12 protein-coding genes are annotated in these 13,004 nt (G+C 40.0%); all 12 read right to left on the reverse strand.

What is annotated here, in order from left to right:
• Positions 1–23: 23 nt before the first annotated feature.
• Positions 24–1,694, reverse strand: a complete 1,671-nt coding sequence (gene glnS / locus BCU91_RS15285) for a glutamine--tRNA ligase (RefSeq protein ID WP_102531824.1) — start codon at positions 1,692–1,694, stop codon at positions 24–26.
• Positions 1,695–1,848: 154 nt separating this feature from the next.
• On the reverse strand, positions 1,849–4,143 hold the full coding sequence (feoB, locus tag BCU91_RS15290) for a Fe(2+) transporter permease subunit FeoB (RefSeq protein ID WP_102531825.1): 2,295 nt from the start codon (positions 4,141–4,143) through the stop codon (positions 1,849–1,851).
• Positions 4,136–4,375: a FeoA family protein gene (locus BCU91_RS15295; protein ID WP_102531826.1), complete on the reverse strand. Its 240-nt coding sequence runs from the start codon at positions 4,373–4,375 to the stop codon at positions 4,136–4,138. Before BCU91_RS15295 ends, feoB begins: the two co-directional genes overlap by 8 nt.
• 222 nt (positions 4,376–4,597) lie before the next feature.
• The gene (locus tag BCU91_RS15300) at positions 4,598–5,131 is read right to left on the reverse strand and encodes a GNAT family N-acetyltransferase (protein WP_102476361.1); all 534 of its coding nucleotides are present in this window, start codon (positions 5,129–5,131) and stop codon (positions 4,598–4,600) included.
• A 58-nt stretch (positions 5,132–5,189) separates the two neighbouring features.
• Positions 5,190–5,468, reverse strand: a complete 279-nt coding sequence (locus tag BCU91_RS15305) for a peptidylprolyl isomerase (protein ID WP_076537011.1) — start codon at positions 5,466–5,468, stop codon at positions 5,190–5,192.
• A gap of 117 nt (positions 5,469–5,585) precedes the next feature.
• Positions 5,586–7,412 carry a DUF885 domain-containing protein gene (locus tag BCU91_RS15310; protein WP_102531827.1) on the reverse strand — a complete coding sequence of 609 codons (1,827 nt, stop codon included), beginning with the start codon at positions 7,410–7,412 and terminating at the stop codon, positions 5,586–5,588.
• Positions 7,413–7,614: 202 nt separating this feature from the next.
• Entirely contained in the window at positions 7,615–8,865 is a 1,251-nt protein-coding gene (locus BCU91_RS15315; RefSeq protein WP_102519798.1) for a tetratricopeptide repeat protein, read from the reverse strand.
• Positions 8,865–9,485: an energy transducer TonB gene (locus BCU91_RS15320; protein ID WP_076537016.1), complete on the reverse strand. Its 621-nt coding sequence runs from the start codon at positions 9,483–9,485 to the stop codon at positions 8,865–8,867. The genes BCU91_RS15315 and BCU91_RS15320 overlap by 1 nt, the downstream gene beginning before the upstream one ends.
• Position 9,486: 1 nt before the next feature.
• Positions 9,487–9,891 carry a biopolymer transporter ExbD gene (locus BCU91_RS15325; RefSeq protein ID WP_076537018.1) on the reverse strand — a complete coding sequence of 135 codons (405 nt, stop codon included), beginning with the start codon at positions 9,889–9,891 and terminating at the stop codon, positions 9,487–9,489.
• A gap of 14 nt (positions 9,892–9,905) precedes the next feature.
• Positions 9,906–10,433: a MotA/TolQ/ExbB proton channel family protein gene (locus tag BCU91_RS15330; protein ID WP_076537019.1), complete on the reverse strand. Its 528-nt coding sequence runs from the start codon at positions 10,431–10,433 to the stop codon at positions 9,906–9,908.
• Positions 10,433–11,788, reverse strand: a complete 1,356-nt coding sequence (locus BCU91_RS15335) for a MotA/TolQ/ExbB proton channel family protein (RefSeq protein WP_102476363.1) — start codon at positions 11,786–11,788, stop codon at positions 10,433–10,435. Before BCU91_RS15335 ends, BCU91_RS15330 begins: the two co-directional genes overlap by 1 nt.
• Positions 11,788–12,570, reverse strand: coding sequence for a DUF3450 domain-containing protein (locus BCU91_RS15340; protein ID WP_102436074.1), 783 nt, complete (start codon positions 12,568–12,570; stop codon positions 11,788–11,790). Before BCU91_RS15340 ends, BCU91_RS15335 begins: the two co-directional genes overlap by 1 nt.
• Positions 12,571–13,004 lie beyond the last annotated feature (434 nt).

Genomic DNA, 13,004 nt, shown 5'->3' on the forward strand with positions numbered 1-13,004 from the left:
CCAGTAAAAGCTACAGGTAAACTTTAAGCAAAAGAATCACGTAGTGCCACAGTTAAGTTAAACACTAAAGCCTCTTTTGATGAATCCTTGTTATCAGCGCAGAAGTAACCTTCACGTTCAAACTGGTACGCTTTTTCTGCCACTGCATTGGCTAAGCTTGCTTCAGCGACACCCTTAAGCACAGTTAAAGAGTCATCGCTTAACACTTCGTCTAAGGTTTCAAAAGCTGCTGGAGACGCTTCAGTAAATAAACGGTGGTATAAACGAAATTCAGCTGGTTTGGCCGTTGTCGCTTCAACCCAATGAATAACACCTTTAACTTTGCGGCCATCACTTGGGTTCTTACCCAATGTTTCATTGTCGTAAGTACAATAAACCGTGGTGACATTACCGTCTTCATCTTGATCAAAACGTTCAGCTTTAATCACATAAGCATTACGTAAACGAACTTCTTTACCAAGTACTAAACGCTTAAAATGCTTATTAGCAGACTCTTTAAAGTCTTCGGCATCGATGAATAACTCTTTACCAAATGCAATTTCGCGGGTACCCATTTCAGGTTTATTCGGATGCATTGGGGCATTAATTATTTCAGGTGTATCCGACGGGTAGTTTTCAATTACCACTTTAATCGGTCTTAACACAGCCATGGCACGAGGTGCATTTTCGTTGAGCTCTTCACGAATACACGCATCAAGCACGCCACCTTCAATAAGGTTTTCTTGCTTTGTAACACCGATACGTTGGCAGAATTCACGAATAGACGCCGGAGTATAACCGCGACGGCGTAAACCTGCGATAGTTGGCATACGAGGATCATCCCAACCAGCCACAATTTCACGCGTTACTAAATCGTTCAATTTACGTTTCGACATCATGGTGTATTCAAGGTTAAGTCTTGAAAATTCATACTGACGTGTACGGTTTGGTTGATTAAAATCATCTAAATGATCTAACACCCAATCATACAAACGACGGTTGTCTTGGAACTCTAAAGTACATAACGAATGAGTGATGTTTTCAATCGCATCTGAAATACAGTGAGTAAAGTCGTACATTGGGTAAATGCACCACTTATCGCCTGTTTGATGATGGTGAGCAAAACGAATACGGTAAATAACCGGATCACGCATGCACATGAATGGTGAAGCCATATCGATTTTAGCCCGCAGTGCACACTCACCCTCTTTGAATTCACCTGCACGCATTTTTTCAAATAGGTTCAAGTTTTCTTCAACTGAGGTATCACGGTAAGGGCTATTTTTACCAGGTGCTTTTAATGTGCCACGGTACTCGCGTGTTTCTTCAGCATTTAAGAAGCACACATAAGCTAAACCTTTTGAGATTAGCTCAACCGCATATTGATGTAATTGATCGAAGTAATTCGAAGAATAACGAACTTCACCTGACCATTTAAAGCCTAACCAACGTACATCATCCTGAATAGAATGAACATAATCGATGTCTTCCTTTTCAGGGTTAGTATCATCAAAACGTAAGTTACATTGACCTTGATAATCTTGTGCTATGCCAAAATTTAAACAAATAGACTTTGCATGGCCAATGTGTAAAAAACCATTTGGCTCTGGCGGAAAACGGGTTTGCACACTGGTGTGTTTACCACTTTTTAAGTCTTCATCAATAATATTACGAATGAAGTTACTTGGACGTACTTCGTTGTCCACTTGGCTCATGGAGTTCCTCTTGGTGCACGATGGTGAAATTTATGACCTTTGATGATCCTACAGATTTACGCGAGTTACAATGCCTGTTTGCTAAAAATAACCCTCAAAAAACAAAAAACCAGCATTTCGTAAAATGCTGGTTTTAATTTGAACACAAAATCTCTTATTCAGTGATGATTTTAATTCCTGGGATAATCTGTTGACTCTTTTTACCTTGCTTTTTAAGCCAGAAATAAAAGCCCACTAGCGCAATAGAAAAGAATGAAATCCACCCGATAGATTGCACTGGATGCTTAGCAATGTTGGCACCTTGATATACTACCGTTGCACTGCCATAAGCTAATGCAAAGGTCCATAGCGCAGCAAATCGAGCCCACTTAGCACCAAACTCATTCACTAATGCGCCCATTGCCGCAACACAAGGCGTGTATAGCAAGATGAAGAGCAAATATGAGAATGCTGCAATTTTGGTTGTGAAACCAGCTTGCAGTGCACTGAATGTTGAACTATCAACTTCAAGCTCTGCAGCGGCTTCTTCTAAATTTTCGACATTTCCAACATCAATTGATAAAGGATCTTCAGGTGCAATTCCCAATAAGTTTTCAGGGATAGTACTTAATGCCTCTGAAAAGCTGTCAGACAGACTCGCTAACTCTTCGTCTTCGCCTGCTGGCGTGGCATATAAGCTGTTTAATGTCCCTACAACAGCCTCTTTAGCAAATATACCCGTGATAATACCTACTGTTGCAGGCCAGTTATCTTGCTCTACACCCATTGGTGAGAAAAATGGTGTTACTTTTTGGCTTAATACACTTAGTACTGACTCGTTACTGTCTTCATGGCCGAAACTACCATCGGTACCAATTGCATTGACAAAATTCAGCAGCGTCACCACGATAACAATGGTTTTACCGGCACCTAAAATAAAGCTTTTAGTACGCTTAACAGTACGAGAAAAAACCGCCTTCGCTTTTGGCATTTCATAGCTTGGCAGTTCCATCACTACCGCGCTGCTTGAACCTGGCAATACTGTGCTGCGAAGTAATAAACCGGTACCAATAGCAGCAAAAATACCAATGATATAAAGTAAAAATACTAAGTTTTGACCAGAATCAGGAAAGAACGCCGCGGCAAATAAAGCATAAACGGGAAGACGTGCACCACATGACATAAAGGGCGCCATCATGCCGGTAACGATTCTTTCACGCTCACTACCCAGTGTCCTTGTTGCCATAATGGCAGGTACAGAACAACCAAAACCGACAATCATTGGTACAAACGCTTTGCCCGGTAAACCAATGCGTCTCATTAATCCATCAACGACAAATGCAGCACGAGACATGTAACCCGATGCTTCAAGTACAGATAAAGCAAGAAATAGTGCTGCAATAACCGGTATAAAGGTGGCCACGGTTTGAATGCCCTGACCTATACCGCCAGCAATAATTGTCACTAACCATACTGGAGCACCAATTGTGGTTAACAATGCACCTAAATGATCGACAAAAATAGCCCCAGCTGTAATATCAAAAAAGTCAATAAACGAGCTACCAACATTGATACTGAACATGAACATTAAATACATCACTAACAAAAACACCGGAACACCGAGTGCTGGATGTAAAATCAATTTATCGAGCTTGTCACTGGTGCTTTCAAACTCACCCACTTCGACAGAATGGCTAAATACTTTTTCAACAAAGTCAAAACGCGTAGTCGCAACAAGTACTTCAACGTCTGTACCTGATTGTTCCGCAATTTTAGTACAATCATTAACAACATCTTTTAAGCTAGTATTATTACATTTTCCACAGCCATTACCGTTACCAAGCATAGCAAGTGCTCGGCCGCGACTTAGATCGCTAGCATGTTGTTGCAGAGTTTGCACGCCCGCTTCAATACGCTCATCATAATTAAGCATTAAAGCAGACTCTGAGATTTCGCCTTTGAGTAACTTTAAGACTTGATCTTGCACCTGCTTAACATCATTTGACTCTCTTGAACAAACGGCAATAACAGGGCAACCAAGCTCTGCAGACATTTTCTTAAGGTTGACTTCGATACCTAATTTTTTAGCCGCATCGATTTTATTCAACACCACAACCATTGGAATACCCAGCTCTCTTAATTGAACTGTGAGGTAAAGATGTCGCTCGATATTGGTTGCGTCCACAAGGTTGATGATGCCATCAATTCTTTGTTCGGCGAGATATTGCTGGGCGATTTGTTCATCTAAAGAACAGTCACAGCTATTTCCTGCCGGTAATAAATCATAAATACCTGGTAAATCCGTCAAATGGATATTGGTGTTATCAAGAGTGAAATAACCGGTTTTCTTTTCTACCGTTACGCCAGACCAATTACCCACCTGCTGATTAGAGCCCGTTAATGCATTAAACAGCGTTGACTTGCCTGCATTAGGATTACCTACGGTGACGCAATGAAATTCTTTAGTCATTTGTTTTTATTACCTCAATAACATCCGCTAAATCACGGCGCATACATAAACGGCTACCACGTAAATCTAATTCAACTCCTGAACCCATCGGCGCTCTGCGTAACATTTTAAATGACGTATGAGGAGTGATGCCCATAGAGAGTAATTTACGCTTTACTGTTTGAGGTAAAGAGAGTTGGCCAACCTCTGCAATCTTAGCGCTATCGCCGGGATTGAGTTCACTAAGCTTCATAAAGAGTTACCTTGGGATTATAAATATGAATTACACTAATTTTATATGAGCTAACTAAGCAAAACCTTTACCTAGATCATGTTTTACGAGTGCAAACGAGAATGGTTTTCAATTGTATTGTCAATTATGTGATAAAAGCCCAAAAGAAAATAGTGCTTTGAGTATTATATTTTGATAACGGCTAAATTGGCTGCTTATATGAGGTGTTTGATTACTTAAATGTTAACGAGTGTCTTGAGTAAGTAGGCCAAAAGTAAATTCATCATGCCAATCGGGGCCTATTTTATAATTTTGTCTTAAGCAGCCTTCATTAATAAAACCACAAGCCGTCATTACCTTGGCTGAAGCGAGATTGTTAGTTGAACAGATACCAATATACTTGTGGACCCCAAATTGATGGATCCCCCAATCAATAACTGCGTTTAAGCTTTCAGTAGCGTAACCTTGACCGGACATCTCAGGTGCTATGATATAACCTACCTCAGCGCGCCTTAGCAAGGCATCATCACAATGAAAACCTGTAAAACCAATAAAAGCACCGGTGTGAATATCTTCAATCACTAACGTTAACCACTCTCCTAAATCAAACTCCCACGGTGCAAGTCTTGAATTAAATTTCTGTTTAATGGCTAACTCAGTCATTGGCTCACAGATATATTGGATGACATCAGGATTTTGATGCAGGCGGTTAAAACTGTCCCAATCCTCCTTGATTAAGGTTCTAATTTTTAATCTGTCAGTATATAACGCAATCATTAAGTGGTGACCTCCAATAAAAAAGGCAGCCTAAGCTGCCTTAATCAACATAAGGCGTTTAGCCTCTGCTGGTTACTTCTAATAAATGGTAACCAAATTGAGTTTTAACTGGGCCTTGTACTTCATTTAAAGGCGCGCTAAATACGACTTCATCAAACTCACGAACCATCATACCTGGACCGAAAGAGCCAAGTTCTCCACCTTGTGCACCTGATGGACATGATGAATGGGCTTTAGCAATTTCAGCGAAGTCTGCACCTGCTATGATTTGCTGCTTAAGCGTTTCACATTGTTCTTCAGAACTCACAAGAAGATGCCTAGCTGTTGCCTGTACCATTTATAGCTCCTTTGGCAGTTGATGCCATTAATTAGTCATTTTTTTATAAAAAATAAAAGGGAGCATAAATTGCTCCCTTGTTACTCAGATTACATTTACTAAACTATCAGTTATTGGTTATTTTGCCAATTCGGATTCAATCCAGCGGGCAATTTTTTTCTCCATGACTGCCATAGGTAACGAACCGGTTGTTAAAATTTGATCATGAAAGCCCTTAAGATCAAATTTATCACTAAGCTGGGCTTCAGCATCAGCACGTAATCTTAAAATAGTCAGCTGACCAATTTTGTAAGATAACGCCTGACCAGGGATAGCCATATAACGTTCTACTTCCGCAATAATGTCAGACTCTGCCATTGGCGAGTTGTCCTTCATATACTGAATAGCTTGCTCACGGCTCCAGCCTTTAGCATGTAAGCCAGTATCAACCACCAACCGCATTGCACGGAGCATTTCATCAGATAGCTTACCAAAGTACTGATAAGGATCGCTGAATAAGCCCATTTCGATGCCTAAGTACTCAGCATATAATGCCCAGCCTTCTTCAAATGCAGTATAACCTTGGAAACGTTGGAACTCAGGAATACCGGTTAACTCTTGTTTAATGGCAATTTGAAAGTGATGCCCAGGCGCGGCTTCATGTAAAGAAAGCGTTGTCATGCCCCACTTAGGCTGTGCTTTTAAATTAAAGGTATTAATATAAAACACACCAGGACGTGAGCCATCTACCGCAGGAGATTGATAAGAAGCCCCTGCTGCTGATTTTTCTCTAAAGCTTTCAACAGGTTTAACAACATAATCAGCTTTTGGCATCACGTTAAAGTATTTAGGTAACTCTTTATTGATGTCATCTTTTAGTGCCATATAGCCATCAATTAAGCCTTGGCGCTCACTAAAGAAATATTCTGGATCACTTGAAAGTGATGCGAAGAAAGCGCTTAAATCACCTTCAAAGCCAACTTGTTCACGTACTGTATCCATTTCAGTTAAAATGCGTTTTACTTCTGAAAGACCAATTTGATGAATTTCATCAACCGGCATTTTAGTGGTGGTATGACTATTTGCTAGCGTTTGATACCACTCTTTACCATTAGGTAATCCCCACCAACCATCAGAAGCTCTTGCGTGGGAAAGATAACTATCTTTAAAATAATTTCTTAAATCTGTTAAAGCTGGAATTAACTGAGATTGAATAAGCTTACTGTACTCTGCTGTTAATTGAGTCTTATCTTGCTCACTAAAGTCTTCAGGCATGATATTAATTGGTGCATAAAATAAGCTTTGCTTAGCCTCTTTAACCAATTGAGCATCTAACTGAGGGATAATACGTTCAACCAAGACTTTAGGTAACACAACTTTACTGGCGATCCCCTCATCCATTCTTGCTTGAGCCAGGCCTATCCAATTGATAAAACCTGTAAGACGACCTAACCAGTTGTTATAATCTTCAACGGTGTTAAAAGGCTGGGCACTTTCACCACTGCCCAATTGGATCATGCTGATAACCGTACTGTAAAACTGATTCATTGGCATAAAATGCTCAGGATACGACTCGGCAACAAGATCCATATGACGGTCATACATGAACATATCAAAGCTTAATTGTAAATCTGCAGGAAGTTCATTTGCATTAATTGATTTTGCTCGTTTTAGAAACTGACTATTTAGTTCATGTCGTTGTTTTAGGTAAGCCTCAGTTAATGAACCACCAAACTCAGCGTTGTAATCATTAACCCCTACATAGGTTGCATAGATAGGTTCTAATGCTAACAGTGCTTTAAAGTAATCATCCGCTAAAGCATTATATGCTTGTGCTGCTGTCTGGCTACTTTGTTGCGCGCTTTGTAGACTTGCGGTGCTTGAGTTGTTTGGACTTGTTTGCTCGCTGCATGCTTGAAGCGATAATAAAGAAGCAATAGCAACGGTCAGTAATGTTTTTTTCATCATCAGATCCCTGTCAGAGCCACAAATTTAGCGGCCTTAAAATATGATTTATCTTTTTAGTTATTATTTACAATGTATCGCAATTAGTTGTTATTAGTTAGCAAATAATTGTAACTGAGAATAACAATCTATTCTCTTTATACCTAAAAATGCGACTCAAAAAAAAAGCCCCTTGAAAGGGGCTTTTTTCAAATTAACCAGATTACAAAGTAATATTGTTAATTCGCGCTTTTTCTTTGATATAAGAAATATAGCTGTTAGCGCTGCGCTTCGTTTTGCTGTGTTTAGCAGCACGATTTGCGCGCTTATAAGCAGACTTATATTGCTTCAAACTTAAATGGGCTAAAGTTAACTCAAGTTCAGCTTCACCTGGCTCATCCAAACCTGCTGCAAGTGCTTTTTCAAACACAGGAATTGCAGCTTTAGGCTCTTCAGCGATAGCAAGAATTTTACCTTGTTTAAGGTATAACTCAGCATCACCAGATAACTCAGCAGCTTGACCATATAATTTGGCTGCTTGCTTGAAGTTTTTAGCATTATGGTAGAAACCCGCTAAGATTTTAATCGACTTTTCAGTCTCTTTAATCATTCCCGATTTCATGTGCTTTTCATAAAGCTTAGCAGCGTTATACGGCGCACCATTTTGCGACATAAGTTGTGCTAATCGAGTAATGTTAGCGTCAGTTTCTAAAAAACCATTTTTATAAGCTAAATCATAAGTTTGCAATGACTTGGTATAGTCTTCAGTCATCAAATAAAATTGCGCTAACTGTACCCATAAACGTTTATCGTCTTGGAACAGCGGTACCATAATTTCGAGTACCTTTACCGCTTCTTTATACTTCTTTTGATTGAAGTATGCAGTTAATTTCATTTGATAAAGGCCTTTATCAGGCTTCTCTACTAGAGAAAGTCCTTTATCGGCAACTTCAAGTACTTTATCCCACTGCTTAAGTTCGCTGTATGCAATACCGATACGACGGTATACAACAGGGTCGACTTTACAAGTAAAGTCCATCCACTTGTAGTAGTAAGGAATAGCGTCTTTAAACTTCTTTTCTTGTAGTAATAAGTCAGCATACAAACGTAATGTTGCTGCGTGATCTGTACCACCAAGAATGTCAGCATCTACTGCTGTTTTTAAATACTTGATTGACGTTGCCATTTGACCTTTTTCAGCATAGAAAGAACCGATCATTCGTCCTATATACGCTGCATCAAAATCATTTTTGGTATTCACTTCAAGCAAAATTTCAATTGCTTGGTCCAAACGTCCTTCTGTGTATTCTTCGAAAGCTTTTTGAACTTTCTTACCAGCACTAGCACCAACTGCACGAGATTGACGCTCATCAATTGGACATTTTTCAGCTGCTTGAGCAGTTGAAACTGTGAGTAGCGAACTACCACACAAAGTTAGTAGCAACGCACTAGCGATTTTATTTACTTTACGCATTATCTACCTCCTTTATCCAATGTGAAATCAAGTTGTACAGTCATACCAGGAACCTTCATAGCCTTACCATCAATGATTTTAGGCTTGTATTTCCATTTCTTTAACGCACGAACTGCTTCGCGGTCAAAAATACGTTTAGGTTCTGCTTTAATAACTTTAACGTCTTCGATGCCACCTAATTCGTTGATGGTAAATGAAAGTTGTACATAACCTTCTTTACCATCACGTGCTGCAGCAATTGGGTATTGAGGATCAATACGTACAATTGGTGTTGCATCACCGTCACGTGTCATCATGTTACCAAGTTTAAAACCTGTGCTAGCACCGCCAGCGACAACACCACTCATGTTAAATGCCATATTCGTATCAATATCTGATGACGTATCTGGCGGAGTAGTATCCGGTTTCGGTGGTTGCTCAGGTGGTGCTGGTGGCTTAGGTTTAACCCTAGGCTTATCCTGCACTTTCGTATCCTGCTTATCCATACTGATCTCAATAATAGGAGAATCAGTTGAAGTGTCGGCGCGTTTAGCGCCGCCACCGACCAAGAAGGCCATGAAGACAAACAGGGCGAAAGTAACAGCAGCACCAACTATGAGTGATACTATTGCTCTCAGCATATTAGTCTTTCCCCGCTGAAATCGAGATTTTATCGATACCCGCTTTCTTTACGTTGTCCATAACCTTAACTACAAGGCCATGTTCTGCTTCTTGGTCTGCTTCGATTAATACAGCCGCTTCTGGTGCTTCAGCTAACATACGCTCTACGTTCGCTGTTACACGCTCGATGTCAACCTGACGGTTTTCCATCTTAATTACGCCTGTCTTACTCACACCAATAAAGATGTTTGCAGATTTTTGTTGTGTCGCTGTAGAAGCTTCAGGTTTCTTATAATCAAGACCTGATGGCTTAATGAACGAAGTCGTCACAATAAAGAAGATCAACATGATAAACACGATGTCGAGCATCGGAGTCATATCTACTTGTGCTTCTTCTTCTACACTAAAATGCTTTTTACGTGCCATTTTCAATACTCTCTCTAGTGGTGTGGCAAGCTATCTTTTAGCTTTTCGAGACTAATTTTCAATTTTGCATCTAATCGAGTGCTAAAAAATACACCTGATAGTGCTGCTACCATTCCTGCCATTGTCGGCATGGTTGCCATTGAAATACCAGCCGCCATCATACGAGCGTTACTCGTACCATGAACTGCCATCACATCGAACACTGCTATCATTCCGGTTACGGTACCTAGTAGACCAATCATTGGACAAATGGCTACTAATGTTTTGATAAGCAGCATACGAGCATTCATATCTTGCTTAGCTTGGGACACCCAAGCTTCACGGATACGGTGTGCATACCAAGAGGTTGAATCCTCTCTATTATTCCATGCGTTGATAATCGCTTTATGCTCTTTTGGTGCAGTTAAATTGATATACCAAAAACGCTCAAGCATTAACACCCACATTAGAAATAGCACTGCCGCTACCAACCAGAGGATATCTCCTCCGGTGGCCATGAAGCCCCTGACAGAGTCCCAAACATCCATCAGGATTAGCATCATTAGTCAGCCCTCTTCTCAGCGTGCTCTGCAATGATACCAGCGCTTTGTTCTTCAAGAACTTGAACTACTGACTTGCTACGAGCGATAACAACTGCGTGCATAAGCATTAGAGGAAGTGCAGCAACAAGACCTTGTACCGTTGTCATCAATGCCATAGAGATACCACCTGCCATTAGACGTGGATCACCAGTACCGAACAATTGAATTGTTTGGAAGGTTGCAATCATACCGGTTACTGTACCAAGTAGACCCATCATAGGCGCGATAGCTGCTAGAACTTTAATGATTGAAATACGTGCTTCTAGAGCTGGCGTTTCTTTCAAAATAGCTTCATCAAGTTTAAGTTCAAGCGTTTCAACATCAACGTCTTTGTTTTCTTGATAAACTTTAAGTACACGACCTAATGCGTTATTACCTGGGTTTGCAGTATCTTTACGTTGAGCTTTAACTTTAGCACCAACAATATAAAGAGTAACTAAACGCTCAATTGAAATTAGCGCACCAAGAACAAGTAAACCGATGATGATGTAACCAATTGGTCCACCCGCTTCAATACGCTCTTCGATTGTCGCTTTTTGAGTGAATACACTTAGTAACACACCACGTGCAGGGTCAACAAACAGCTTTTCATAGCCAGAAGTCGCACTTGTAAATGACTTAACACTTGATACTTGTGCACTACCTGGTTGCTGTGAAAGCTCTTGGATTAGACCAAGGTCAGCGTTGTAAACAACGTATTTGCCATCAGCAAGTAAGTTATATGCACCAACACGAGTAACTGTAGTATTAGTAACACCGCCATCTAAACCTGTTACATCAGCATCGAAAGTAACAACTTTACCAGATTCGACCATTTCAAAAAGTTGAGCTTCCCAGAATTGTTCTAGCTCATTAATTTTTGGAAGTTCTTTACGAGCACCAAGTTCTGCAATAAATGCATCACGGCCAGGGAACTGTGCAGTAATGTTAGAACCAACTAACTTACCAGCAAAGTCACCTGCTTCACCTTTAACAACACCGAACATTTCGCCTAAGTCACCAGAAGCAATCTTACGATCTTCTTCTAATTGTGCGATTTTACGTTCGTTATCAGTAAATGCTTGCGCTAGATCTTTACCACGTTGTCTTTCAGCTGCAAGCGCTGATTTTTCACGTTTAAGAAGAGCAGCTTTATCGCCACGCTCATTTAAGAACTCTGCTTCACGCTTTTTATTGGTTTTAGTCGCATTAGCACGGTCTGTTTGAACTTGCTTTAATAGTTGTTCAATCGTTTTTGGTGCATCTGCAGCGCTAACCATACCTGATGTTAGTGACAGAGTTGCAGCAACGATTGCTGTAGTAATAAACTTTTTCATTATTGTGCAGCCTCCGCAGCAGGGATTGGTAAGGCGAATAGATCAGGAGCACCTTGACCACGAGCCTGTTTAATAGCTTTGCTTAAGTTACGAAGATAGCTATCTTCTAACACATCCCAACCTTTAGTTTCTGCGTTATACATCCAAGCTGACTTTTGGTCTTGGCTTTGAGCGTATAGGCTTACACGACCGAAGTTTAAGAAATCAACTAGAATTTCTTTACCATCAATTTGTAATTGACCAGTTTCTGCAATTAACTTAGAACCATATTCACGTTCAATGTTATACGCATCTAAGATCAAGCGGTACTTTTCAGCAAGTGTTACTTCAGCGCTATTTAATGTATCTTTTAAGCGTTGAACACGAGCTTCACGAGCGTCTTTGTTAAATGGTAAGTCTAAAGCGATAAATTGCTCTAAAGCGTCTACCATTTTAAACATTAAAGGAACAACACCTTGTCTAAGAGCATCAACACCGTCGATATCGTCTTGGATAAGTTTCATTGTCGCCTGTTGGTCTGCAACCAATCCGGCAACATAGTCATTGTATGATTTTAAAGATTCGCGTTCGTCAGCAACTGAGCCATACTCAAAAAGCATATCTTGTGCTTGATCAAAATACTTATCAACTTTGTTTTGCGACGCAGCAGCATCAGCATGAATTTTGCCGTCTGCTTTTTGTACGTCACTTAGAGGATCTGCAATCACGAAGTTGCTGCTAGCTAATGCAAGCGCGCCAACAAGTGCAGTAGCGATTTTTGTTCTATTGCTTACCTTGGACATAGTTCCCAACCAATTTATAGTGAATTAGAAAGCTTTAACTCAAAAGTAACAACTGCGATTTTATTGTTAACCGATGTTGCACTCACTAAGTGTATCTTTCTCTTGTGATTGTTAGTTTTTTCTTCCCTATTCTATACCCGCTAAGGCATAGACCCGCTCGCATCATTTCACAAAATGTTGACCTGTGTCAACAATTGAGAACATCAAAAACTAGAGAAAATGAAGGGTTCGTCATTACAAATGTTTTAAAAGGTTAAATAGTAAACATTCTTAGTAAAACATTCGATTTATCTATGACACCAGCCAAGTAAAAAACAAACAACGATACTTTTAATGTCACGCCTTGCTTATTGTTCAATTTGTTTTTAACTTACTATTAAATATAAAAAAGCACCGAACATTTTAAGTCCAGTGCTTTTACAAACTTTAAAAAT

The organism is Shewanella sp. 10N.286.52.B9, from assembly GCF_002873635.1.
Classification (GTDB): Bacteria; Pseudomonadota; Gammaproteobacteria; order Enterobacterales; family Shewanellaceae; genus Shewanella.